27 protein-coding genes and 1 tRNA gene are annotated in these 23,972 nt (G+C 39.2%); 19 read left to right on the top strand and 9 right to left on the bottom strand.

Annotated elements, in window-relative coordinates; all coding sequences use genetic code 11:
• The first annotated feature begins 1 nt into the window (after window position 1).
• Entirely contained in the window at window positions 2–646 is a 645-nt protein-coding gene (locus PQG54_RS08480) for a hypothetical protein (protein WP_271790015.1), read from the top strand.
• Between the two features lie 56 nt (window positions 647–702).
• Here the strand turns inward: PQG54_RS08480 and serS are convergent, their stop codons facing one another.
• The 8 genes from serS to PQG54_RS08520 all read right to left on the bottom strand — a co-directional run bounded on the left by serS (window position 703) and on the right by PQG54_RS08520 (window position 8,915).
• Complete coding sequence (gene serS / locus PQG54_RS08485) at window positions 703–1,983, bottom strand: serine--tRNA ligase (protein ID WP_271790016.1); 1,281 nt, start codon at window positions 1,981–1,983, stop codon at window positions 703–705.
• A complete protein-coding gene (gene tatC, locus PQG54_RS08490; RefSeq protein ID WP_370866903.1) occupies window positions 1,983–2,777 on the bottom strand; it encodes a twin-arginine translocase subunit TatC in 795 nt (264 codons plus the stop codon). The genes serS and tatC overlap by 1 nt, the downstream gene beginning before the upstream one ends.
• Entirely contained in the window at window positions 2,768–3,328 is a 561-nt protein-coding gene (gene tatB, locus PQG54_RS08495; protein ID WP_271790018.1) for a Sec-independent protein translocase protein TatB, read from the bottom strand. Before tatB ends, tatC begins: the two co-directional genes overlap by 10 nt.
• Window positions 3,329–3,436: 108 nt before the next feature.
• Window positions 3,437–4,003, bottom strand: coding sequence for an SMC-Scp complex subunit ScpB (scpB, locus tag PQG54_RS08500; RefSeq protein WP_271790019.1), 567 nt, complete (start codon window positions 4,001–4,003; stop codon window positions 3,437–3,439).
• On the bottom strand, window positions 4,000–4,821 hold the full coding sequence (locus PQG54_RS08505) for a segregation and condensation protein A (protein WP_271790020.1): 822 nt from the start codon (window positions 4,819–4,821) through the stop codon (window positions 4,000–4,002). Before PQG54_RS08505 ends, scpB begins: the two co-directional genes overlap by 4 nt.
• Window positions 4,822–4,836: 15 nt before the next feature.
• Complete coding sequence (locus PQG54_RS08510; protein ID WP_271790021.1) at window positions 4,837–5,847, bottom strand: SPOR domain-containing protein; 1,011 nt, start codon at window positions 5,845–5,847, stop codon at window positions 4,837–4,839.
• Entirely contained in the window at window positions 5,844–7,631 is a 1,788-nt protein-coding gene (argS, locus tag PQG54_RS08515) for an arginine--tRNA ligase (RefSeq protein ID WP_271790063.1), read from the bottom strand. Before argS ends, PQG54_RS08510 begins: the two co-directional genes overlap by 4 nt.
• Before the next feature lie 105 nt (window positions 7,632–7,736).
• A complete protein-coding gene (locus tag PQG54_RS08520) occupies window positions 7,737–8,915 on the bottom strand; it encodes a deoxyguanosinetriphosphate triphosphohydrolase (protein ID WP_271790022.1) in 1,179 nt (392 codons plus the stop codon).
• Between the two features lie 131 nt (window positions 8,916–9,046).
• Here PQG54_RS08520 and xth point away from each other — a divergent pair, with 131 nt between their 5' ends.
• Entirely contained in the window at window positions 9,047–9,814 is a 768-nt protein-coding gene (gene xth, locus PQG54_RS08525; RefSeq protein ID WP_271790023.1) for an exodeoxyribonuclease III, read from the top strand.
• A gap of 67 nt (window positions 9,815–9,881) precedes the next feature.
• On the opposite strand, the gene PQG54_RS08530 is transcribed toward xth, so the two are convergent.
• Window positions 9,882–10,988, bottom strand: a complete 1,107-nt coding sequence (locus PQG54_RS08530; protein ID WP_271790024.1) for a hypothetical protein — start codon at window positions 10,986–10,988, stop codon at window positions 9,882–9,884.
• A gap of 294 nt (window positions 10,989–11,282) precedes the next feature.
• Between PQG54_RS08530 and PQG54_RS08535 the strand changes: the two genes are divergently transcribed.
• The 17 genes from PQG54_RS08535 to proP all read left to right on the top strand — a co-directional run bounded on the left by PQG54_RS08535 (window position 11,283) and on the right by proP (window position 23,943).
• A complete protein-coding gene (locus tag PQG54_RS08535) occupies window positions 11,283–12,212 on the top strand; it encodes a hypothetical protein (protein WP_271790025.1) in 930 nt (309 codons plus the stop codon).
• A 60-nt stretch (window positions 12,213–12,272) separates the two neighbouring features.
• Complete coding sequence (locus tag PQG54_RS08540; protein WP_271790026.1) at window positions 12,273–12,863, top strand: hypothetical protein; 591 nt, start codon at window positions 12,273–12,275, stop codon at window positions 12,861–12,863.
• A gap of 62 nt (window positions 12,864–12,925) precedes the next feature.
• Window positions 12,926–13,936 (top strand): glucokinase, encoded by a 1,011-nt coding sequence (gene glk, locus PQG54_RS08545; RefSeq protein ID WP_271790027.1) that lies wholly within the window; start codon window positions 12,926–12,928, stop codon window positions 13,934–13,936.
• A gap of 13 nt (window positions 13,937–13,949) precedes the next feature.
• Complete coding sequence (locus tag PQG54_RS08550) at window positions 13,950–14,084, top strand: hypothetical protein (protein ID WP_271790028.1); 135 nt, start codon at window positions 13,950–13,952, stop codon at window positions 14,082–14,084.
• An 87-nt stretch (window positions 14,085–14,171) separates the two neighbouring features.
• Window positions 14,172–14,726, top strand: a complete 555-nt coding sequence (dcd, locus tag PQG54_RS08555; protein ID WP_271790029.1) for a dCTP deaminase — start codon at window positions 14,172–14,174, stop codon at window positions 14,724–14,726.
• 24 nt (window positions 14,727–14,750) lie between these two features.
• On the top strand, window positions 14,751–16,013 hold the full coding sequence (gene murA / locus PQG54_RS08560; RefSeq protein WP_271790030.1) for a UDP-N-acetylglucosamine 1-carboxyvinyltransferase: 1,263 nt from the start codon (window positions 14,751–14,753) through the stop codon (window positions 16,011–16,013).
• Window positions 16,014–16,109: 96 nt separating this feature from the next.
• The gene (locus tag PQG54_RS08565) at window positions 16,110–16,736 is read left to right on the top strand and encodes a DUF6338 family protein (protein WP_271790031.1); all 627 of its coding nucleotides are present in this window, start codon (window positions 16,110–16,112) and stop codon (window positions 16,734–16,736) included.
• A 2-nt stretch (window positions 16,737–16,738) separates the two neighbouring features.
• Window positions 16,739–16,888: a hypothetical protein gene (locus PQG54_RS08570; protein WP_271790032.1), complete on the top strand. Its 150-nt coding sequence runs from the start codon at window positions 16,739–16,741 to the stop codon at window positions 16,886–16,888.
• 14 nt (window positions 16,889–16,902) lie between these two features.
• A complete protein-coding gene (hisG, locus tag PQG54_RS08575; RefSeq protein ID WP_271790033.1) occupies window positions 16,903–17,577 on the top strand; it encodes an ATP phosphoribosyltransferase in 675 nt (224 codons plus the stop codon).
• A 17-nt stretch (window positions 17,578–17,594) separates the two neighbouring features.
• Window positions 17,595–18,893 (top strand): histidinol dehydrogenase, encoded by a 1,299-nt coding sequence (gene hisD, locus PQG54_RS08580; RefSeq protein WP_271790034.1) that lies wholly within the window; start codon window positions 17,595–17,597, stop codon window positions 18,891–18,893.
• Between the two features lie 81 nt (window positions 18,894–18,974).
• Window positions 18,975–19,193 (top strand): translation initiation factor IF-1, encoded by a 219-nt coding sequence (infA, locus tag PQG54_RS08585; protein ID WP_003623225.1) that lies wholly within the window; start codon window positions 18,975–18,977, stop codon window positions 19,191–19,193.
• A 23-nt stretch (window positions 19,194–19,216) separates the two neighbouring features.
• Window positions 19,217–19,816, top strand: a complete 600-nt coding sequence (locus tag PQG54_RS08590) for a Maf family protein (RefSeq protein ID WP_271790035.1) — start codon at window positions 19,217–19,219, stop codon at window positions 19,814–19,816.
• Window positions 19,817–19,940: 124 nt separating this feature from the next.
• Window positions 19,941–21,062: a ribonuclease E/G gene (locus tag PQG54_RS08595; RefSeq protein ID WP_271790036.1), complete on the top strand. Its 1,122-nt coding sequence runs from the start codon at window positions 19,941–19,943 to the stop codon at window positions 21,060–21,062.
• Window positions 21,055–21,267, top strand: coding sequence for a DNA gyrase inhibitor YacG (locus PQG54_RS08600; protein WP_271790037.1), 213 nt, complete (start codon window positions 21,055–21,057; stop codon window positions 21,265–21,267). Before PQG54_RS08595 ends, PQG54_RS08600 begins: the two co-directional genes overlap by 8 nt.
• 53 nt (window positions 21,268–21,320) lie before the next feature.
• A tRNA-Phe gene (locus tag PQG54_RS08605) sits at window positions 21,321–21,396 on the top strand.
• A gap of 638 nt (window positions 21,397–22,034) precedes the next feature.
• Complete coding sequence (locus PQG54_RS08610) at window positions 22,035–22,358, top strand: hypothetical protein (RefSeq protein WP_271790038.1); 324 nt, start codon at window positions 22,035–22,037, stop codon at window positions 22,356–22,358.
• A gap of 82 nt (window positions 22,359–22,440) precedes the next feature.
• On the top strand, window positions 22,441–23,943 hold the full coding sequence (gene proP / locus PQG54_RS08615) for a glycine betaine/L-proline transporter ProP (protein WP_271790039.1): 1,503 nt from the start codon (window positions 22,441–22,443) through the stop codon (window positions 23,941–23,943).
• The last annotated feature ends 29 nt before the right edge of the window (window positions 23,944–23,972 follow it).

The raw sequence follows: 23,972 nt of genomic DNA on the forward strand, positions 1-23,972 counted from the left end.
AATGCAATTTGTTTCAGATGGTAGCGTTTCAATTAAAATCGCATATGATCGAAATGATAATTTTTTGGGATATAGTGAAGTTTGGATCAATGGAAAGAGTACAAATTGTCTTATCAAAGAATATTGCTTACGTGCCTGCATAAAAATTGATGCATTTTATATTCTTTTTACATCTGAAGAGTTACCTTTGTCCGATCATTTACCATGGTCTGAAACCACAACATCTGATGATCCTTTAAAATGGGTTGATATTCATAAGGCTACGATTTATTTATTTAATAATAAAAGTGAAATGCTTGATCAAACATCGATAAAGCCGGTATTTACAGAAGAGATTTATGAGCTAAATCCTGATAATGATGATGATTATGAATATTATGGCTCTTATCTGGTTAGTTTTAAATTGATCCCTCCTAATACTGTTTCTTTTATCTTTGGAGGGAAAATTTGGATCTTAAAGCTTTTAAAAGAACCTGTTCCTTTTTCACGTGAGCTTGCACAAAAAGGGCGTGGTCTGTTGTATAGACCATATTATCCACATGACATCGTCAAGAGATTCTTTGCTTTTCTAACCAAACGCCGTTTAACTTCTTTACCTAAAAATCTGAAAGAAACCTACTTCGATATAAATGTATGGATTAAATAAAAACCTCCCCTTACCTTTGTCATCACACAGCAGGTAACGGGGAGTTTTTTTAAATTCTAGCCGATTTTATCGATACCACCCATATATGGACGCAAGGCTTCTGGCACGATGATGCTGCCATCTGCATTTTGGTAATTTTCCATTACAGCAACCAACGCACGTCCTACCGCAACGCCTGAACCATTAAGCGTATGCACAAATTCAGGAGAGACTTTTTTCCCTTCTTCGGCTTTTGGACGGAAACGGGCATTCATACGGCGGGCTTGAAAAGCTTTGGTATTGGAACAAGATGAGATCTCACGCCAAGCTTGCTGACCTGGCAACCAGACTTCTAAATCCCATGTTTTCGCTGCGCCAAATCCCGTATCGCCAGAGCAAAGTAAAATACGACGATATGGCAATCCCAATCTTTCCAGCACAGTTTCCGCACAACGCGTCATCCGTTCATGCTCAGCTTCGCTTTCCTCTGGAGTGGTGATACTCACCATTTCCACTTTATAGAATTGATGCTGACGAATTAACCCGCGTGTATCTTTACCCGCAGCCCCTGCCTCACTTCTGAAACAAGCAGACACCGCAGTCCTGCGAATAGGAAGCTCTTCCACAGAAATCAATTCATCCGCTTGCATCGCTGTCAATGGTACTTCCGCTGTTGGAATTAACCAACGATCATCCTTGGTGCAAAAGGATTGATCGCCAAATTTAGGCAATTTATCCGTGTTATACATGGTTTGTTCATTAACCAACAAAGGAACAATATGTTCTACATAACCATGCTCCTCAGTATGCAAATCCAACATAAATTGACTTAATGCACGATCTAAACGAGCCAATGACCCTTTTAAAATACTAAAGCGTGCGCCTGATAATTTAGAAGCCACTGTAAAATCCATCATCCCCAACTTTTCACCAAGGTCAAAATGCTGTAACGGCGTAAATCCTAAATCCTTCGGTTCACCCCATTGATGAATTACAATATTCTCATTCTCATCCGCACCTTCAGGCACTTCCTCTGCCAAACGATTAGGTAAGCTGGCAAGAATTTCAAAAATCTTGGCATCCAGCGCATCTGCTTTGGTTTGAATAGTTTCTAATTCTGTCCGCAAGGCGATTGCTTGTGCTTCTAATTCGGCACTATCTTGTTTATCGCGTTTTAATTGCCCAATTTGTTTGGATAAATTATTACGATCCGCTTGTTTAGTATGAAGCTCACTCAGTAAAGAACGGCGTTCCTCATCATATTTCAGCAACTCATCACTGACGGGAGGTAACCCTCGACGTGCTAAATCTTGATCAAAAGCCGTTGGGTCAGTACGCAGCGCACGAAAATCATGCATTATTCATCCTCCTCAGTTAATTTAGGCTCTACGAGACGAGCGGAAAAAATAGAAATTTCATATAATAAAATCAATGGTATCGCCAATGAAACTTGAGTAATCACATCTGGTGGCGTTAAAACCGCCGCAATAATAAACGCAATCACATACGCATATCGCCTAAATTTCTTCAGCTTTTGCGCCGTTACAAATCCAATCTTAGCCATCAAGGTCAATAATACAGGTAGCTCAAACGCAATACCAAACGCCAGAATTAACCGTGTCACCAAACTTAAATATTCAGATACTTTGGCTTGTAGCTCAATATGCATGACATTGTCAGGCCCACCCACTTGGAAAGACAAAAAGAACTTCCAAGCCATCGGAAAAACAAAGAAATATGCCAAAGCCGCACCCAATAAGAATAAAAAAGGCGTTGCAATTAAAAAAGGTGCAAAAACTCTTTTTTCGTTTTTATATAATCCTGGCGCAATATAAATCCATGCTTGAGTCGCAATCATCGGAAAAGATAAAAAAGTTGCACCGAAAAAAGCCACTTTGATATTAGTAAAAAAGGCTTCATACAAAGCCGTATAAATCATCTGTGGTTTTTGACCATCAGCTTTCATCGCAGCTTCCAAAGGATGGGCTAAGAATAAATATATTTCCTGAGAAAAATGATAACAAAACCCAAAAGTAATGAGTAACGTCGCAACACACCATACCAATCGACGACGCAACTCAACGAAATGCTCCATCAATGGCATGGCTTTATCGTTTAAACTTTCTGCTTGTTCTTGATCGCTCATGACCATCTCTGTTCTTTATATTTAGAAATATGGGGCGGTATCATTGCAGGAGATGGGGGTGCCGCACGCCTGACCTGTAATCGTTGGGCGATATGAGGCGGAAGAAAAGACGGGGCTGGGTCTTTGGCTTCCAACGCTTCATAATCAATCTCTTTTTCAACTGCCCATTCATTACTGGTGTCATCAACCATTCCTGGAATAGGCTTGATTTCCCCTTGGGCAATTTCTGAATAATCTGTAGCTGGGGAACTCATTGCTGTTTGTGACAAAGGCGAATCTCGTAAATTACTTTGTAAAGACCCGTCACGATCAATCGTATTTAAAATAGCAGTTTTGACATTTAGATTTCGTAATTGCAGTAATTGATCTTTCGCCTCTTTTAAATCAGGATCTTTAATCACCTCATCCACTTGGCTATGGAATTCATTGGCCATTTTTCGACATTTCTTTATCACATCGGACAGCCATTTTAATACTTTGGGAAAGTCTTTGGGGCCAATAAAAACCATGGCAACCACCCCAATCAAAAGGAGCTCTGCCCAGGAAAAACCAAACATTACTTTTTTTGTCCTTCCAATCCCTCGAATTCACAGCAACAAAACATCTATTCTATATTTCTTTCTATACGGGTTCTGGCCAGAAAATCCAGATAAATTCGTGTATTCTTACGAAGTTTGATAGGGAATATCTGCAAACAGATCTTCTTTCTTAGGCAAATCTTGTAAACTATTTAACCCCAAATAACTTAAAAAATCCTGAGTAGTCCCCCATAAGATCGGACGACCTGGCACGGCTTTCGTCCCACAGGGTTTGATTAAAACACTTTCCAATAAACTGTCCAAGACATTTTGCCCTAAACTCACACCACGGATATTTTCGATTTCTGCACGCGTGCAAGGTTGATGATACGCGATAATCGCCAATGTTTCCATTGCTGCACGAGATAGACGTTTTGGTTTATTAATGACTTTAACCAAATAAGGAGCTAATTCCTCGGCAGTTCTGAACTGCCATCCGCCTGCTATATTGTATAATCGAATGCCTTTATTCCGATATTCTTGTTGTAATTGCTCTAAAATTAATTGTAGTTCGTTACTTAATGCCGTCATGTCTTCTGAGGATACAGCGTTTTTTATCAACAGCTCGATCATTGATTTTTCAGAGACTGGGTTTTCCTGAGAAAAAATAAACGCCTCAAGCACTTCTTTAAACAATATTGGAATGACGGTCATTGCTTTATCTCTTCATCAGCTTTCTTCAATTGAATACGTCCAAATTGCTCTTTTTGATTTAATTGGATTTGACCATCTTTGGCCAACTCTAACCCTGCTAACAACGTACCACTCCACGCAGCTTTCACCCGACGAGAGATCATATCAATCGTGACCCCAGGCTCTTGTAATGACGTATAGCTGGGCAAAAATGCATCCAAAACATGCCAACCTGGAACATCACTTTGACCCAATAATCGTTTCAATCGGGATAATGCATCCCGAACCGTCCAAAAATTAAACGAGCGTATTCTCCATGATTTCTTTTTAGACTTTCGCCGCGCCACACCAACATATGCATTCATAAAACGCGAAATATCCAAAACGACCCCAGAAGAGTCAATTTCTGTATGATCTTCATAATAACCGCGAGTGAACACTTCGCTTCCCAACAAAGGTCGATCATTCATCCATCTTGCAACTTTGTTGATATGTTCCAATTCTTCTAAACGTTCTTGTAATAGATCAACAGCGTGTTCGGTTTCTTCACCATCAATAGGCTTTTCTGGTAATAACAAGCAAGATTTTAACCAAGCTAACCATGCCGCCATCACAAGCCAATCCGCCGCCAGTTCCAGACGAATTTTACGTGCAGATTCAATAATTTCTAAATATTGTTCGACGAGTTGTAAAATGGAGATTTTGGACAGATCCACTTTTTGCGTGCGAGCCAGCTGCAACAGCAAATCCAACGGCCCTTCAAATCCATCTAAATGCACAACAAAGGATTCAGTTTCCCAAATCCCTTGTTCCAACCCGATATCAATTAATTCTGACATCAAACGGTTAAATCATTAATACGCAATCGTACAAGCAACGCCTTTTGCTTTTAACTGACCACATACTGTATTCACTTGCGCTTTGGAAGCTAATCCTTTGACGCGCAAACGATATACATCTTTACCATTCACTTCTGCTTTTTGAATAGAAGGGGAATATTTCCCAAGGACTTCAGGCGCTTTCTTTTTCAAGACTTGCCATTGTTTTTGCGCTGCTTCATGAGACCCAAGTGAAGCCAATTGTATTCCAAAACTACCTGATGAAGATTGATGAGCTTCAGGTTTTTTAGTCGTTTTTTTAGGTTCTGGTGCCTTGGTCTCTTTATTCTCTTTAGCGTGATGCTGAGGCTGATGCTTTGGACGCGCAACATGTTTAGGAGGCGCTTCTACAGCAGCACTATTCTCTGTTTCTGGTTTAGAGGTTGCCGCAGATGTCGTCGGTGTGGTTGTGTGATGCCCTGGAGGTGGCTTAACTGCTGGGGGATGATTAAATTGTTCAGCAAGTGCCTGTGGGTTGGCTTGTTCTGGTCCAGAGGCCAACCCTGGCTGTCCATTTGGTGCATTCGCACTGGGAACATTACCATTTAAGCCGTTCTCACCCATACCCATACCAATGGTTTCAACATTTCCAGAATTGGCAGGTTTAACCTTTGCTACTTCCGCTGGGGGTTCAAAAACAGGAATTCCAGAGTTCGATGACTTAAAGAATATCCACCCACCGATGAAAACAACCAGTAACGCGCCAATCCCCCCAGCAGCATAGGTTAAACGACGGGTTGTATCCCCACCATTATTCCCACCGCCAAAAGAATTCATAAAGCCCAGTCGAGGTGATTTGCGACGATCATAATCCTGATCTCCATAATCCTCTTCTTCGTCATCATGATAGCGTGAAGCCATCCGTTCACGATCATTATAAACCCGTTGTTCTGGATGAGGAGAAGGATTATTTCCCCCATCATCCAACGAATCTTCATCAAAAAATGATTTTCTTTTTGAAGGGTCTGGTGAATTTGGATCGATCATCTCATTTCCTCTACTGGTTCAACACCTAAAATCATCATTGCAGAACGAATAATACACGCTGTGGCTTCTACCAATGCCAAACGAGCCATCGTTCCTGACAAGTCATCCTCTTGAATAAAACGTAGTGTAGCATCATCGCGCCCAGCATTCCATAAGGCATGAAAATCTGAGGCAACTTCTGTTAAATAATATGCGATACGATGCGGCTCTCTGGTTAACGCCGCACTTTCAACAATACGAGACCATTGCGCCAAACGACGCATCAAATTTAGCTCTGAATCGCTTTTTAACATGGTCAGCTCTTGTTGAGCCAACTTTGTTGGTTTGAGTACATCTGCTCCCATCGCCTCGGCAGCAGAACGTAATACAGAACGACATCTTGCATGCGCATATTGAACATAGAATACTGGATTATCTCGTGTTTGTGCAATCACTTGTTCCAGATCAAAATTCATTTGTGCGTCTGATTTACGTGTCAGCATCGTAAAGCGCACAGCATCTTTACCCACTTCGTCAATCAAATCTCGCAGCGTGACAAACGTCCCTGCGCGTTTAGACATCTTAACGACTTCGCCATTCCGCACCACACGCACGATTTGACATAACACCACTTCGAAATCAACTGGGTTTTGATCGGTTAATGCCTTGATGGCTGCACGCATACGTGGCACATAGCCACCGTGATCTGCCCCCCAAATATCAATCAGGATTTTTGCACCGCGTTCTATTTTATCATAGTGATAGCCAATATCATTCGCAAAATAGGTTGCTGTTCCATCGGATTTACGCAAAGGACGATCGACATCATCGCCATAATTGGTTGATTTAAACAAAGTCTGCGGGCGTTGTTCCCAATCTTCAATCACTTTGCCTTTTGGAGGTTCCAGAACACCTGTATAAAGTAAGTCTTTATCTTTTAAAATTTGTAGTGCTTTGTCTGCTTTGCCAGAATCTAAGATAGATCGTTCTGATACAAACACCTCTTGATGAACACCCAATGCTTCTAGGTCTTCACGAATGCTGGTCATCATATGGGTTAAAACACATTCTCTGACTTTATCAAACCAAAAAGATGGTTCTTCTTTTTCAAATGAATCTTGATATTCCTCTGCCAATGCTTGACCAACAGGCACCAAGTAATCGCCTTGGTATTGTAACCCACCAGCCATATAAGATTTATATTCCTCTTCAAAATCTTCCGCAGAAAGATCTTGACCTAAGGCTTGTAAATATCGCCAATACGCCGCCCATACCAATGCCACGACTTGGGTGCCGGCATCATTGATATAATATTCTTTGGTAACATCGAACCCTGCCTTAGCCATCAAATTGGCCAAAACATCCCCGACCACAGCACCTCGGCAATGCCCCACATGCATTGGCCCTGTTGGATTGGCAGAGACATATTCGACGTTGACAGCGATCCCTTGACCAATTTTGCTGGCACCAAAAGATTCACCTGTTTGTAAAATTGTTGAAACCAACTTTTGAAAAACAGAAGATGCAATCTTTAAATTAACAAACCCTGGCCCTGCTGGCTCGGCGTCATCTATTCCATCAATCTTCTTTAGATAATCTGCGAGTTCTTGCGCTAATTCCTGAGGTCGACGCTTAACAGCCTTGGCAATAATAAGCGCAGCATTCGTTGCCATGTCCCCATGTGCAGGATCTTTGGTGGGGGTTAATTCAACCCGTTCCAATAAAGCTTCGGGCAAATCAGGCACGGTCTGCCGCAAGGCTTCCAAAACGTAGTGGCGGAAGAAAACGTACAGATTATGATTAATCATCTAAAAACTATCTTTCTCAAAAGCAAGGAATCTATCCTTCTCTATTTACATAAGCATTATCAAAAAAGCCATTCTATCTTTTCATTTAGACCAGAAAAAATCTTAAGCCAATACCGCTAAATCTGTCAGGCGTTGATATTCTTCCATCGCATAGCGATCCGTCATGCCCGCAATATAATCCGCCACTACACGGAACGCGCCTGATTGTTGTTTAGTTTTCAGGGCGTTCTCTAGGCGACTATGCCATTCTGTAGGCAATAAATCCATATTGGTCGATAAAATTTCAAATAATTCTTTGATCAATAATTGTCCTTTACGACTCATCCGTTTGACACGCCAATGATAATATAGATTTTTATATAGAAATTGACGAATCTCTTGATTAGAATGCCCGATCTTTGGACTGAATTGCACCACACCTATTTTGGCATATCGAATATCATCAGGGTTTTTAGGACATAACTCTCTTATATTCAACGACGTTTGTTTTTTTAAATCACTGACTAATATATTAATAACCCGTCTTATCATCTCGTGACGTAAGCGTTTATGCTGATGTTCTGTTGCTGGGCTTTCTTGGATGACTTGCTTGGCTTCGTATAAAGCTTGCCCCACGATAGGTAAATCCTTCAAATCATCAAACTGTAATAATCCAGCCCGTAACCCATCATCTAAATCATGGCTGTGATAGGCAATATCATCGGATATCGAAGCAATTTGAGCTTCAGCAGAGGCATAACTGGTTAATTCCAAAGGATAGAACTGATTATACGCTTTTAGATAAGGATCTGGATCTAAAACTGGGCCATTATGTTTGGCTAGTCCTTCCAAACTCTCCCACGTTAAATTTAATCCGTCAAAATCAACATATCGTTGTTCTAGCCGAGTCACTTGTCGTAACGATTGGTCGTTATGAGAAAAGCCATTATAGCCTTTCATCCCTTCTTGCAACGCATGCTCGCCTGCATGCCCAAAAGGAGGATGCCCCACGTCATGTGCCAACGCCAAACATTCGGTTAAATCTTCATTAAGTTGCAAAGATCTGGCAACCGAACGCGCAATTTGTGCGACTTCCAAAGAATGCGTTAATCGAGTGCGGAAAAAATCCCCTTCGTGATTTACGAAAACCTGAGTTTTATATTGTAATACTCGAAATCCAGTCGAATGGATCACACGATCCCGATCCCTCTGCCACGGCGTGCGCCCTGATGAGGATTCCGCTTCTGGATATACTCGTCCTTTAGCAGTCGCCTCTTGCACTGCATAAACTGCTAAATCCATTTTTTCACTCTTCTGTTAAGTAATTACCCATATTAAAAATAATCTCATAATAACTATGATATATCTTTAAACCCTAGTAAACTTTATTCATCTGATGAAATCAACTTTATACGGTAAATTAGGTCTATTTTATGAAACTTGCCAGCTGGAATATTAACTCTATTCGCCAACGCCATACTCATGTTCAACAATGGTTAACCAAAGAACAACCTGATTGGTTGTTTTTACAAGAAATCAAATGCCAAAATGAACAATTCCCGACAGAAATATTCGAAGAAATGGGCTATCAAGTCATCGTTAATGGACAAAAAGCCTATAATGGCGTTGCAATTTTAAGTCGACACCCTTTTCAACTAAACCACACGGTTTTGCCAGACTTAAATGAAGAAGAACCTCAGGCACGTTATCTGGAAATTGAAAGCCAAGGGGTTACTTTATGTAATCTATATTTACCTAATGGCAATTCAGGGGGTGAAGAAGGCTTTCAAAGAAAGCTGCATTTCATTGATGCACTTATTAACCGTGCAGAGCATTTATTGCAGCATAAACAAGATTGCATCTTTGCTGGGGATTTTAATATTTGCCCCACCAATCAAGATTACGCACCGCAAACTTTATCTGCCGAAGATGCGTTGGTCAAACCCGAAAGCCGTAACGGATTTTACCAATTATTATGGCTGGGATTGACCGATGCATTGCGCGCCATTTATCCTACAGAAACGCTTTATACCTTCTGGGACTATACCAGAGGCGCATGGCAACGAAATGCTGGGCTAAGGATCGATCATGCTTTGCTGTCACCAAAAATTGCTGAGCAATTAAAAAGCTTTACCATTGATAAAGCTGAAAGAGATAAAGAACAACCCTCTGACCACGTTCCCATTATTATCGAATTCTAATATACAAAAAAAAGCGCTGTGAGTAACGCGCTTTTTTATTTAGTCAGATACTGATTATTCAATATTCTTATTGCGTTGAATGACTTGTCTCGATAACTTGCCACCATAATTCTTGATGATTTAACATAATCAAAGAAGGTCGTTGCCCTTGCCCTTTTAAACAACGATAAAGATTTCTGTTAACGGCACGATTGAAAATACCAGGACCTGTTTTATAGGTTGGAAACAAACTAGGATTGACATAACAATTGTGATATAGAGATCGAATACATTCATTCAGAATTGGACTATTTGCAACTGAGCCAAAAAAATCATTATGAACAACGTCAATGTCAGCCAAGAAGAACACATGTTCATACATTGTTGGTAAAACTGTACAAAACTGCTCTACTGATTTTATACGAAGTCCCGTTCCCAACCACCAACCACCATATTGATTAATCACGTGAACACGTAAAAAATCTTCGGCTTCAACGGGCGAATTTAAAGAAAGAAAGAGTTGTCTTGCTTCAATACCGTAATTTTGATACAGCCAATCGACTGCCTCTGTTTTACTGAAAATTTTGCAATTAAAATATCCTAATTGTTGATGATACTCAAAATTACTTCTATCTTCAGAAACGTCTTCATCCCAATACATAAATAGATTATTAGGAATCACCTGAATCATACTGTTGGCATAGGTTCTGCCTTGTACTGATAATTGAGGTCTAAAATTAAACAAATCCATCATAATTGAAAGGTAGGTACGATCAGCACCTTCACCAGTTGGAAATTCCTCGTAACAATTCCCCATCATCAAAACGGCAGATAATGCGTCATGGTTATCTTTATAATGTTTCCAACCTGTGACGTAATTATAAAAAGGAATACTGAGACCTTTTAACTGTTCCAGATCTTCATCTTTTAAAGGGAATCCTCCTTTTAAAAGCGCAACCATTCGGATCATCCATAGGACATGGCTTAATGGATGTTCTGACGGGCTTTTAGAGTGCATATTATATGCAAGTTTATAGAAAAAAGCTGCTTCGCCATAAAAATGATTGGTAATTAAAACATTTCCAATGTCATATGCCGCAAGAACATCGTTCACACCACGTTGCTGATATGTTTCCAATGCCTGTGGGCAAATAGACAACATATCTGTATAATCTACAGATTGGTTGGGTTCCATATTCTTTACCTATGATATAAATAAAATAATGAATTTCAAAAAAAATATAATACAATTATTTTCATTAAAAAGCTATTTTTTTATATAATGTTCTGATTACATTATCTAACAATTTTTTTATTTATTATTATATCAAAATAGACCATGTTTACTTTATCTATTCTATATAACAAAAAATGATGATTTAGGATCTATATCAATGACTAAATCTGTTTTACAGAAAACAAAGAAAACTCCTTTGCTTTCTTATTATCTTTTCGTATTATAGAGCGTTTTGATGAAATAAGGTATGAAATGTGTAAAAAATCACTTTTAAGAGCTATCCCTACTATAATTAGCGTAAGTTTGCTCTCTTCTTCTTTAGCCATGGCTCAACAGCCTGTTACAACTGCTGCTGCGTCTAAACTCTCTTTTCCAGCACCTGCATTGCTAGATGAAGATAACGGTTATCAACTACAGCATAATAATACTTATGGAAATTGGAGCATCGTAGCAGGTCAACCTTACGCCAGCTTATTGTGGCAACAACCTAATTCATCGATTAAACTGTATATCACACCATCAGCACATATGATCAGCATTGATGTTGTGGCCAAGAAAAAAGAAAATAGGGCCTTAAGACTGCCATTTATTACATGGAATATCAAAAATGTTTCCGTCGTTTTAAATAAAATTAGCGATCGTGAAGGCTGGGTTCAATTCTCAACCGCTGTTTATACGCAAAATATTGACAAGCTGGTCTCTGCTTTAGAAAGCGATTCCCCAATGGTTATTAACCTTTCAACATTGACCTCAATTCCCATCAGCACAGATGGTCTGCGGTCTGCAATGAATGATTTTATCCAATTGATTCGCCAAAACAACTTAATTGCCCCCAAACCTTTGGCGTTAAACGAAGTTCAAGATGATTCATTTGTTCCTTTGGATGGAATGTCACCCCAACTATTTCCATTATATCAAGAAACAAATTACTACGTTAAACAATGCCTAACCATGACCAAGCCTGGCCAAGAAAAAATGAGGACAGATATTTGTTTAAGAAGAAATGATCTATTAAAACAAATGGAAAAGAAAGGCTGGTGTTGGGGCAGTAACGACCCAGATCAACATGACAAAGATAAAATCTGGCGGAAATGCATCATGAGCCCCAAAGGCGAAGTCGATAAAATCAAAGAAAAAACCAAGAAAGATTTCGAAAAAGCCAAAGCAATAACAAATAATTAATTTTCATTTATTGTATTATAACCCATAATCGGTAAGATTAAATCAGCAAGAGGTAAATTTATGGTTCATTCCCTTATTCATCGTTGGAAAATAGTTGGTATATTATTAGCCAGCTTTGTAACATGCTCGGCATTTTCAGTTTCTGCGCATGCTGTTTCATCATCCCCTTCTGATTCACAAATGCAAAATGGTGCAATATCCCCTCTTTCTTATCCAAAATATGGGGAATGGCGTTATAACCCACAAAGTAATCCACCCACATTGATGTGGTGGAATACACGCATGGATATGGTTCCCGTTTTGTACATTTCATTTTTACCAGACCGAATTGTTCTTGATGCCGTAACCCCTGTTTGGCCCGATACTGGAATTATCTTTTATATCAAAGATAAAAGTGAAAAATTAGGGTTCAATCTAACCCTAGATCATAAAACAAACAAAAACTGTTTTTATCGAGCAACTATCTACGGTCAAGATCGACAAGCATTCTTAAATGATTTAGTTACCTCACGCAAAGCAAGATTAATTACCCCTTCTTCTTATTCTCAATCCTTATCGCTACGACATGTATATCAAGCCATGCAATTAATGTTATCAAGTCACCCTGATCTTCGGTTGACATTGCCTGCACCTACTAAGTATTCCAAATAAGTCATTCACATTCATAATCACTCGGTTTTCAGTTAAAATCTATTTTATACAGGATATTCATTATGACCGACAAAAATACTCAAACATCTCCTGGCGATAGTGCCAAAGAAGTCATTGTTGCTGATATTGGGGGAACGAATGCTCGTTTCGCTATTGCAAAAGTCCTAAATGGCAAAGTATTATCTATTGATAATGAGACTATTTTAAAAACCGCCGATTACGCCACCTTGCAACTAGCGTGGGATGCATTTGGACAAAAAATTGGTCGTGCTTTACCAAAAGCAGCATCAATGGCAATTGCATGCCCTATTCGTGGCGATATTCTTAAATTTTCCAACAGCCCTTGGATTATTCGTCCCGCTTTATTAGCAGATCAATTAGATTTGGACGAAGTCATTTTGATCAATGATTTTGAAGCTGTCGCACATGCAGCAGCCCACAGCGATGGCTCATATTTAAAACATATTTTTGGTCCAAAACGAAAAGAGAAACCAACAGGCGTTACCACGATTGTTGGACCTGGTACTGGCTTGGGCGTTGCTTCGCTTATCTTTGATGAAGATTCATACCGTGTTATCCCTAGCGAAGGTGGGCATATTACGTACGCCCCTTGTGACCATATCGACATTAGTATTTTACGTTATCTAAAACAACATTATCGTCGTGTGTCCGCAGAACGTATTATCTCTGGCCCAGGTCTTGGCAACATCTACGATGCGCTTGCTGCCAGTGCAGGTCTTGCAGTCAGCCACCATAGTGACAGTAATCTTTGGGATTCAGCATTAAAAGGCACTGACCACTTAGCAGCTGCTGCGTTGGAACGTTTTTGTTTAAACATGGGCACTATTTGTGCTGATATTGCATTAGTTCATTTGGCAAATCGCGTCATCATCAGTGGTGGCATTGGTCAATTATTAGCTGACTACTTACCTCAATCTGGTTTTGGTGAACGGTTTGTAGACAAGGGTCGTTTTGAAAGAATGTTGGCACAAGTTCCTGTTGAGTTACTAACCTATCCTCAACCTGGTTTGTTAGGTGCTGCGGCTGCTTATGCTGTGAAGCATACGAAATAGCGATTCTATTCTCATGAATAACTCTGCAAAAGAACAAACTGAAACAGAAGCTAAGAAAAAACGCCGCGAAAAAGAAGCCGCGGCGTTACGCGAAAATCTAAAACGCCGCAAGGAACAGCAACGTAATAAAAAAGAACAACAATCATAAGTTGTTTTTTAAAAAATACTTGTTTGAATGCCAAAGGTCGTTTATTGAACGGTTCATCATTACGAAAGATTTAAGAGGAATACCATAATGTCAATTATGCCTGACAGTTGGATTACAAAAATGGCAAAAGATCATAAAATGATTGAACCTTTTGCCGATAAACAACATCGTGAAGGCATTATTTCTTATGGTGTATCCTCTTATGGATATGATGCTCGTATCGCGGATGAATTTAAAATATTTACCGATATCGATAACGCGATCGTTGACCCAAAGAATTTTTCATCCAACAGTTTTGTTACGCGCAAAACCGATGTTTGTATTATTCCACCCAACAGCTTTGCGTTAGCGCATACGATTGAATATTTTCGTATTCCCAGAGATATTTTGGTTGTGTGCCTTGGGAAATCCACCTATGCCAGATGCGGTATTATTGTCAATGTCACCCCTTTGGAACCTGAATGGGAAGGTCAAGTGACCATTGAAATCAGCAATACAACCCCTCTTCCTGCCAAGATTTATGCCAATGAAGGTATTTGTCAATTTCTCTTTTTCCAAGGCAGCGCGCCTTGTGACATCAGCTATGCTGATAAAAAAGGAAAATATATGGGGCAAACAGGCGTTGCCACTCCACGTTTATAATTAGATAGAGAAACTGAAAAAACTATGGATCGATTTTTAATTCGTGGGGGAAAACCCCTACATGGTGATATTACTATTGGTGGTGCGAAAAATGCTGCATTAGCCATTATGCCTTGTGCGCTTTTGACCTCTGAAACCCTGACGTTAAAGAATATGCCACAAATCGTGGATATTAAAACCATGTGTGATTTGATCCATCAACATGGTCTTGACATCAATATTGATAGCAAAGACCCACATCGTTATTCTTTCAAAGGCGAAATCACCAATACCGAAGCCCCTTATAATATCGTATCCAAAATGCGTGCTTCCGTCTTGGTATTGGGGCCTTTATTGGCACGTTGTGGCAAAGCTCGCGTTTCTTTACCTGGTGGATGTGCGATTGGAACACGCCCCGTTAATCTTCACCTCGAAGCATTAACCGCTTTGGGAGCAGAAATTGAAATTGATAGCGGATATATTAATGCAACAGCCCCTAAAGGACTGACAGGAACACGTTTTGTATTCCCTTTTGTATCTGTTGGGGCAACTGAAAATACAATAATGGCAGCCACCCTTGCAAAAGGAAGAACGGAGCTTTTAAATGCCGCACGTGAACCGGAAATCTGTGACTTGGTTGACTGCTTAATTGCTATGGGTGCAAAAATCCAAGGTAGAGGCACCAGTCATCTTATTATTGATGGTGTAGATTCTTTACATGGCGCAGAACATTCCGTTTTATTTGATCGTATTGAATGTGGTACTTATGCTTGTGCAGCGGGCATTACAGGTGGGGAACTGCGCTTAATCGGTGCTAAAATCGAATATCTTGGCTCTGTCCTTCATGCGTTAGAAGAATGTGGTGTCGAAGTTTTCCAAGAAGACAACGCCATTCGTGTGCGCCGCACAGGCAGCTTGCGTGGTATTGATATTATGACCGAGGCTTATCCTGGTTTTCCAACCGATATGCAAGCCCAGTTTATGGCACTTCTTTCTATTTCAGAAGGTGCCAGCATGATTACAGAAACGATTTTTGAAAATCGGTTTATGCATGTGCCAGAACTAAACCGTATGGGTGCCAGAATTAATGTTCACGGTTCCTCTGCGATTATTCGTGGGGTTCATTCTTTGTCTGGAGCACCCGTTATGGCGACTGACCTTCGTGCATCATTTTCGTTGATCCTTGCTGGTCTTGCTGCTGCTGGGGAAACCAGTTTAAATCGTGTCTATCATTTGGATCGTGGTTATGAAGCCGTAGAGAAAAAATTGGCTGCTTGTGGTGCAAATATCGAACGGATTAAAAGCTAAGCGGCTAAAAGCATAATCAAAAACCAGATCATATTGACATAATCTCGCTATGATCTGGTTTTTATACACATTCATATAACAAGGCATCTCTAAAGAATGAAAATTGACTTTTTTCTTTTACAGATCGCCATTTTACTTTTGCCCGGTTTCTTATGGGCAAAGATTGACATCGACTTTGCTAAAAGAAGAAAGTCTTCTGAAAATCAATTTGTTATCAGAGCCTTTGTCTTTGGCGTTTTCACTTATTTTATTGAATTCGTCATCTTTAAGATTTTTAATCAATCTTTTATCTTAATGAGCGAAACAGACAAAACGACCATCATTAATAATCGTGTGTTGCAAGAGTTATTATGGGCCATTGTCATTGCTTCTATTTCGTCAATAATATGGTTATATGTAAAAAATTATAAATTAATTACTAGATTCCTACAAACAATTCGAGCTACAAATAGATACGGCGATCAAGATGTGTGGGATTTTGTTTTTAATTCCGATAAAATGAAATATGTGCATATCAAAGATTATGATAAACAAATAATATATTCTGGGACGATCCAAGCCTTTTCAGAAGTCAACGATATAAGGGAACTTTTTTTACTGGATGTAAAAACATATGACTTAGCTGGTATTGAGCTTTATAATGCACCATATATGTATGTATCATTACAGATCGATTCTATTGTGATAGAATTTCCTCAATATCAAGACGAGCAGGAAGAATAAACATGAAAAAACCTACTACAAAGCCTATTGTTGAAGGTTATGTCGTCAAAGGTGGGGTTAATAAAAACAGCTCCACTCCTCCCGCTCCTAAACCAACGCCGTCTCCTTCATTTTCATCATCTTCTATTTTCAACAATCAAAAAGCCAAATAATATCTGTATCTGACATGAACAATAATTCTTTGATCCTTGCTCTTCCAAAAGGAAGAATTTTAAAAGCCTGTATTCCTTTACTTGAAAAGGCAAATATTATTCCAGAACCTGCATTTTTTGATGCAGATAGCCGTTTGTTGCGTTTTAAAACCAATGACCCAGAACTGGATATCATCCGCGTTCGTTCTTTTGATGTTGCGACTTTTGTTGCATTTGGTACGGCTTCTCTTGGGGTTTGTGGATCAGACGTTTTAATGGAATTTGATTATCCAGATATTTATGCACCTTTGGATCTCAATATCGGTCATTGTCGTTTATCTGTGGCTCAACTTGCTAATACCAAAGATAAAAACCTAGGTGATCCTGCCAGATGGTCTGAAATTCGTGTAGCAACCAAATATCCTAATTTAACACGCCGTTTTTTTGCTAAAAAAGGTGTACAAGCTGATATTGTTCATTTACATGGTGCGATGGAACTTGCACCTGTTTTAAAATTATCTAATTTGATTATTGATTTAGTCGATACAGGTTCCACATTAAGAGCCAATGGGTTACAAGAAGTTGAAACAATCGTTGATGTATCCAGCCGTTTAATCATTAACCGAACTGCTTTAAAGACACAGTCTGTTCGTATTAATACCCTTACAGAACGTTTTCGCCAAATCTTATCCCCTCAATCCGTTGCGTAAATTGGAGCGTTATTGTCATGCAATATTTATTTACAACACAATCTGATTTTCAAACTGTTTTTAAACGTCTATTAACAGCCAGAGCAATGGACACGTCTGCGGTTAAAGAACCAGTCACCGAAATATTAGAAAATATAAAAAAAAATGGTAATATAGCCCTTTGTGATTATACCAAACGGTTTGATCGCTTGTCTTTGACACCGCAAACCTTGCGCGTGACAGACAAAGAAATTGAAGCAGCCTGCAAACAAATTCCTGCTGAATTAATGGATGCTTTGGACGTTGCGGCTAAAAGAATCAAAGCCTTTCATAAAAAACAACTACCTCCTAATTTACATTATGAAGATGATAGTGGTTTTGAGTTAGGATATCGTTGGCTTCCGATGGATTCAGCTGGGCTTTATGTGCCAGGTGGAACGGCTGCGTATCCTTCATCTGTTTTAATGAATGCCATTCCTGCCAAAGTTGCTGGGGTTCAACGATTAGCGATGTGCGTTCCTACACCTGATGGGCAACTCAATCCATTGGTTCTGGCTGCGGCACATAAAGCAGGTATTACCGAGATTTATCGTATTGGTGGGGCGCAGGCGATTGCTGCGTTGGCGTTTGGTACAGAAACCATTGCTCCGGTGGATTATATTGTTGGTCCAGGCAACGCCTATGTCGCCGAAGCAAAACGTCAAGTTTATGGACTGGTTGGAATTGATAGTGTAGCTGGCCCTTCTGAAGTTGTCGTCGTTGCAGACAAAGATAATGACCCAACTCATATTGCTTTGGATTTATTGGCGCAATCAGAGCATGATAAAATGGCGCAGTCTATTTTTATCACTAATAACAAGAAATTCGCTGACCAAGTTATTAAAGCTGTTAATAAACAACTTGAAATCCTTACACGTAAAGAGATTGCTCAAGTCAGTTGGGATCATCATGGTGCAGTGATTGTTGTCGACTCTTGGAAGGAAGCCGCCAATTTGATTAACCAAATTGCCCCAGAACATTTAGAGTTAATGGTCAAAGAATCGAATACTCTTTTTGAAGACGTGCGTCATGCGGGTGCAATTTTTATTGGCAAATGGTGTCCAGAAGCCATCGGCGATTATGTTGGTGGTCCTAATCACGTTCTGCCAACCAGTGGTGCGGCAAGGTTCTCCTCTGGTCTCTCTATATTTGATTTTATGAAACGGACGACCTTTCTGAAATCCAATAAAAAAGGGATTCAAAATGTTGGTCCAGCAGCCGTTGCCATTGCCAATACCGAGGGATTAACAGCACACGCGTTAAGTATTTCGCAACGTTTAAAGAGTTTAAGCAAATAAAAGCTAGACTTTTTCAAGAAATAGTCGTTATGTTGTGGCAGTTTAAAATTATGAATATAAACAAGGACAAAATTTTTACAAATGTCTAAAGAAGATATGATCGAATTTAGTGGAACAGTAACAGAGCTGCTTCCGAATGCTATGTTTCGTGTGAAGTTAGATAATGAACATGTTATCTTGGCACATACCAGTGGTAAAATGCGTAAAAACCGTATTCGTGTATTGGCTGGCGATCGTGTAAATGTGGAAATGACCCCTTATGACCTCAGCAAAGGTCGCATCACCTTCCGCTTTAAATAATATCCATAAAAATAGGTAACGCTGTGTCGACTTATAACGTTACCAAACTGCCAATTGTTCTTGCCTCTGCCTCACCCAGACGGTTACAGCTGTTGGAGCAGATTGGTATTGCCCCACAAACAGTCATTGCAACCGACATTGATGAAGCCCCTGTAAAACAAGAATTACCAAGGGTCTATGTTCAACGTTTGGCCAATGCTAAGGCTGTTGCTGCACAACAAATTGAAGGAACCGTTCCTTTTATTTTAGCAGCCGATACGATTGCTGCTGCTGGCAGACGAATCTTGAACAAAACATCCGAGCGCCAAGTGGCAAAAAAACATTTAAATTTACTATCTGGTCGCAGACATCGTGTTTATACCAGTGTAATTTTGATGAATACACAAACAGGTAAAATTTCCTCTCGACAAGTTTGCAGTATGGTGCAATTTTCTCGTTTAAGCGAAAAGCAACTGGAGCATTATTTGGACAGTGAGGAATGGAAAGATAAAGCTGGTTCTTATGCCATACAAGGAATAGCAGCCTCTTTCATCCAAGCCGTTAGTGGCAGCTACAGTAATATTGTAGGCCTTCCTTTATTTGAGACGGCACAATTATTGCGTGGGCATGGATTGATTCTTTAATTTGTTTTCCACTAGATTAGCTTATTGAAATTTTAAATAATTATTTGACAGTCACTGTCATTAAAAGTTGCTATCAATAAGATTAATCTATATTTTTATTCGAATAATGTTGGAATCCATCAGCATGCCTACCATTCAATTACTCTCTTCCCCTGGCATCGTTCGTATTGCCGTTATTGACCAACAAAAACTCTTAGACTTTGCAATATGGTATCCAGGGCAGACAGATGGATTTGGTGATGTTTATCTAGGGCGTGTGGATCATTATGCATCTGCTTTGGGCGGAGCTTTTGTCGCATTAGGAAAAGATTTTTCTGGGTTTCTTCCCCATCATCCCCCCGCAAAGCCATTACTCGAAGGCGACTGGGTGATGGTTCGCATAACTCGTAGTGCTCAAGGTGGCAAAGGGGTGCGTTTAGATGCGCGCAATATTTCAGAATATCCTATGCCCTCAGAAAAAACACCTCAACGCCTTCATGTTGGTCTTTCCCCTTTTGAAGAGCTAGCACAACGGTTTCCTGATGCTGAAATTCGTATCGACGAGCCTGATCTTATCCAGCTTATCCCGACTGAGTATAAACTAAGGGTTAAACGCTCCAAAGAGTCAGTAAATTCAGAAATACTAGAACAAATCGACTTATTAGAAACAACAGAGGTCGAACTTCCAATGGGAATGCGTGCCAGTATTACGCCAACCCCAGCTTTGGTTGCCATCGATATGGATACCGCCACACAAAGTAATGATAAGCAAAGTAAACTGCGCGCGCAATTTAATGCTAACAAAGAGTCCTTACCAGCATTATTACATCAATTAAGATTACGTAATTTGTCTGGCGCAATTATCATTGACATGGCGGGATTGCCCATTAAAAAACGACGTTTGTTCCAAGAGGATTTTGAAAGGAATTTACGCCTTGATCCTTTACAACCCCGTTTCGTTGGATTTACCAATTTAGGTTTAGCAGAAATGACTCGCCCTCGCAAACGTCCCCCACTCCATGAATTATTTGCTTCTTATCATGGGCAAGCAATCCGAATTCTGGGGATGTTAGAGCGTCAATTTAAGAGCCTCGCTTCTCATCACCAATATCACCATCTTACGCTGACGCTCAGTCTATCTTTAAAACAATCATTGCAAAATGATTCATGGGCGATTAATCATTTTGAAAAAAGATGTGCTGTTTCATTAACACTCGAATCAGATCCATCCTTTGCAATCCAACAATGGGAGTATCAATATGCGTAATTCATCAGAAAAATGCCCTATTTGTAAAAAAAATATCGTGCCAGACTATACCCCTTTTTGCTCTAAAAGATGTGCAAACATTGATTTAAGTCGTTGGTTTTCTGGAGATTATCGTCTGAGCTCTGAACCCAGAGATGAAGACGAAATGGAAGAATTAGAAAATTCTTTAAAAGAAAGACTTGATCCCGATCACAATGTAGGGTAAATGCTTTACATACAGTCATTCACTAGATACCGAAACAGTGAATAGTCATCAGTGCCCAAGTAGCTCAGTCGGTAGAGCAAGCGACTGAAAATCGCTGTGTCGGTGGTTCGATTCCGCCCTTGGGCACCATTCTAAAATCCCTATAAAATTTAGTTTTTGTTGTTGTAATCTATATAATATTTGCTCGTCAAAAGACAAAATTGTTTCAAACAAGCAATATTTTACAATAATTGAGATGATATTTTGATTGATCTAAATCGATTTAGGATCTTAACATTAAGAGATCTCATTCTTCATTCATAATCGTCTATTGGAAATATAAATCTTTTCCATAATAGTAAATTTTCTATCTGTCTTAATTCCTGACAATATATTGTATATTTAGATCTCGTTTAAGAATTTTGTTCGAAATTCACTATAATTCAAAACGCATTGCCATACCTCAAAAGCCAACAGCCTAAATAAAAAGGGATCAGGAATATTATTGTAATTAGAGTTAAATAAATGAATTATTTAAATATAATTGTTAAGAGCTGTAAATTTGCTACTAAATCTATAAATCAATTTTATATTTTATAAAACTCAACTCTATTTTATTCGTAAGTAATGAACCCATTTTGACACATACAATTTCGTATCGATAAAAAAATAGTTGATTTGTGATGTTGTGTATGTATATAAATGAACATGATAATGTGTACATGTATAGATGTAATACCGTTTATACATGACATAACTTAAATAATCTTAGTATAACGATTTAAAATATGGTTGAAAAAGAAAACTATCCATCAACAGAGAATGAAACAGAAACATTCGCTGCCAATGATGGTGACTATACGATTACTAGACGAAAAGAAGCATCAAAGCAGTCAAATGACTGTTTCTCTCAGAATGATTTACAACATCATTCTGATAAGAAAATTGCTTCATTACGATTGATGATCCCAACATATTTGGATAATCAATTGACTCAAATCGCGGCCAATAAACGCGTTACGAAACGCTTTTTAATCCTTAAAGCTTTGGATCAATCAGGTTATCATATTGAAAAAGAAGATTTAGTGGCTGATAAGAGGCGAAATCGATAGTTCTTTCAACCCTCAAAGATTAACACACTGTGATAATATTACATAATCATTATAAAAGCAAAAAAAATCTGAAGGATTTTATATGAAACTTTTAAAGAAAAAACATAAACCGCTTCATATCAATGATATTACGATCGTTGACGATGACAAATTAAAAAAAGCCATCACTGCAGCTGCTCTTGGCAATGCGATGGAATGGTTTGATTTTGGGGTTTATGGTTTCTTGGCAATTACTTTGGGAAAGATCTTCTTTCCAGGAGCCAATCCAAGTGTCCAAATTATTGCATCGTTGGCAACCTTTGCTGTGCCGTTTTTAGTCAGACCATTGGGTGGAATCTTCTTTGGCATTTTGGGGGATAAATATGGTCGTCAAAAGATATTATCCATTACCATTGTTATCATGTCCATCAGCACTTTTGCAATTGGACTAATTCCGGGTTACGCCACCATTGGTATATTAGCGCCTATCCTATTGTTAATTTGTAAATTGGCTCAGGGCTTTTCAGTCGGTGGAGAATATTCAGGTGCAGCAATTTTCGTTGCAGAATACGCCCCCGATCGTAAACGTGGCTTTTTAGGAAGTTGGCTAGATTTTGGCTCGATTGCTGGATTTGTATTAGGCGCAGGTGTTGTGGTTGTTCTTTCCAGTATTATTGGAAGTGATAATTTAATCGATTGGGGATGGAGAATTCCATTCTTTTTAGCCTTGCCACTTGGTTTTGTTGGCATTTATCTGAGACATCAATTAGAAGAAACGCCTGCTTTCCAAAAACATATTGATGCAATGGAAGCAGACAGTAAAAAAGATCTGCAACAACCTCCTAAACTTTCTATGAAAGAGGTTGCAACTAAATATTCTAAGAGCTTCTTGACTTGTATTGGTCTTGTATTAGCAATGAATATTACTTATTATGTATTGCTAACCTATATGCCAAACTATCTCTCTGGACGTTTGGGCTATTCAGAAGATCATGGATTGTTGATTATTATTGCCATCATGGTTGGTATGTTATTTGTACAGCCCTTTATTGGATTGACCAGCGATAAAATCGGCAGACGCCCCTTCATCTTTGCAGGTAGTATTGGATTATTAATCTTATCTTATCCAGCATTTTGGTTAATTCAAAGTAACACAGTTGGACTTATCTTTGTCGGATTATTGATCCTAACCGTTTCATTAAATTGCTTTGTTGGGGTGACTGCGTCGATTTTACCCGCACTCTTTCCAACGCATGTGCGGTATAGTGCACTGGCAATGTCCTTTAACGTATCAATTATTATCGCTGGGTTTACTCCTGCATTTGTTGCATGGTTAGTCAGTGCAACTAACAACTCTTATATGCCTGCTTTTTATCTGATGCTTGTTTCTTTGATAGGTTTGGTTACGGCATTCACAATGCCTGAAACTGCGAATAAACCTTTGCGTGGCGCTACACCGACTGCTTCTGATAGAGAAGAAGCAAGGGAAATATTATCTCAACATTTTGATACTATTGAACAAAAAGTTGAAGAATTGGATGAAACGATTGCAGAGCTTGAAAAAAAGCGCCAAAGTTTAATCGATCAACATCCAAAATTAGATTAAAAATCCATTAATTTAAAAAAATATGGTAA

It is taken from the genome of Commensalibacter communis, from assembly GCF_947179015.1.
GTDB classification, from domain to species: Bacteria; Pseudomonadota; Alphaproteobacteria; order Acetobacterales; family Acetobacteraceae; genus Commensalibacter; species Commensalibacter communis.

Excerpts from the sequence above, each read along its gene's own strand:
- xth (WP_271790023.1), top strand. The coding sequence starts at position 9,047 with ATGAAACTTGCCAGCTGGAATATTAACTCTATTCGCCAACGCCATACT.
- infA (WP_003623225.1), top strand. The coding sequence starts at position 18,975 with ATGTCTAAAGAAGATATGATCGAATTTAGTGGAACAGTAACAGAGCTG.
- PQG54_RS08480 (WP_271790015.1), top strand. The coding sequence starts at position 2 with ATGCAATTTGTTTCAGATGGTAGCGTTTCAATTAAAATCGCATATGAT.
- tatB (WP_271790018.1), bottom strand. The coding sequence starts at position 3,328 with ATGTTTGGTTTTTCCTGGGCAGAGCTCCTTTTGATTGGGGTGGTTGCC.
- PQG54_RS08505 (WP_271790020.1), bottom strand. The coding sequence starts at position 4,821 with ATGTCAGAATTAATTGATATCGGGTTGGAACAAGGGATTTGGGAAACT.
- serS (WP_271790016.1), bottom strand. The coding sequence starts at position 1,983 with ATGCATGATTTTCGTGCGCTGCGTACTGACCCAACGGCTTTTGATCAA.
- tatC (WP_370866903.1), bottom strand. The coding sequence starts at position 2,777 with ATGGTCATGAGCGATCAAGAACAAGCAGAAAGTTTAAACGATAAAGCC.
- proP (WP_271790039.1), top strand. The coding sequence starts at position 22,441 with ATGAAACTTTTAAAGAAAAAACATAAACCGCTTCATATCAATGATATT.
- PQG54_RS08600 (WP_271790037.1), top strand. The coding sequence starts at position 21,055 with ATGCGTAATTCATCAGAAAAATGCCCTATTTGTAAAAAAAATATCGTG.
- scpB (WP_271790019.1), bottom strand. The coding sequence starts at position 4,003 with ATGACCGTCATTCCAATATTGTTTAAAGAAGTGCTTGAGGCGTTTATT.
- PQG54_RS08610 (WP_271790038.1), top strand. The coding sequence starts at position 22,035 with ATGGTTGAAAAAGAAAACTATCCATCAACAGAGAATGAAACAGAAACA.
- hisG (WP_271790033.1), top strand. The coding sequence starts at position 16,903 with ATGAACAATAATTCTTTGATCCTTGCTCTTCCAAAAGGAAGAATTTTA.
- PQG54_RS08535 (WP_271790025.1), top strand. The coding sequence starts at position 11,283 with ATGTGTAAAAAATCACTTTTAAGAGCTATCCCTACTATAATTAGCGTA.
- dcd (WP_271790029.1), top strand. The coding sequence starts at position 14,172 with ATGTCAATTATGCCTGACAGTTGGATTACAAAAATGGCAAAAGATCAT.
- PQG54_RS08565 (WP_271790031.1), top strand. The coding sequence starts at position 16,110 with ATGAAAATTGACTTTTTTCTTTTACAGATCGCCATTTTACTTTTGCCC.
- murA (WP_271790030.1), top strand. The coding sequence starts at position 14,751 with ATGGATCGATTTTTAATTCGTGGGGGAAAACCCCTACATGGTGATATT.
- hisD (WP_271790034.1), top strand. The coding sequence starts at position 17,595 with ATGCAATATTTATTTACAACACAATCTGATTTTCAAACTGTTTTTAAA.
- glk (WP_271790027.1), top strand. The coding sequence starts at position 12,926 with ATGACCGACAAAAATACTCAAACATCTCCTGGCGATAGTGCCAAAGAA.
- PQG54_RS08530 (WP_271790024.1), bottom strand. The coding sequence starts at position 10,988 with ATGGAACCCAACCAATCTGTAGATTATACAGATATGTTGTCTATTTGC.
- PQG54_RS08520 (WP_271790022.1), bottom strand. The coding sequence starts at position 8,915 with ATGGATTTAGCAGTTTATGCAGTGCAAGAGGCGACTGCTAAAGGACGA.
- PQG54_RS08570 (WP_271790032.1), top strand. The coding sequence starts at position 16,739 with ATGAAAAAACCTACTACAAAGCCTATTGTTGAAGGTTATGTCGTCAAA.
- PQG54_RS08510 (WP_271790021.1), bottom strand. The coding sequence starts at position 5,847 with ATGATCGATCCAAATTCACCAGACCCTTCAAAAAGAAAATCATTTTTT.
- PQG54_RS08550 (WP_271790028.1), top strand. The coding sequence starts at position 13,950 with ATGAATAACTCTGCAAAAGAACAAACTGAAACAGAAGCTAAGAAAAAA.
- PQG54_RS08540 (WP_271790026.1), top strand. The coding sequence starts at position 12,273 with ATGGTTCATTCCCTTATTCATCGTTGGAAAATAGTTGGTATATTATTA.
- PQG54_RS08595 (WP_271790036.1), top strand. The coding sequence starts at position 19,941 with ATGCCTACCATTCAATTACTCTCTTCCCCTGGCATCGTTCGTATTGCC.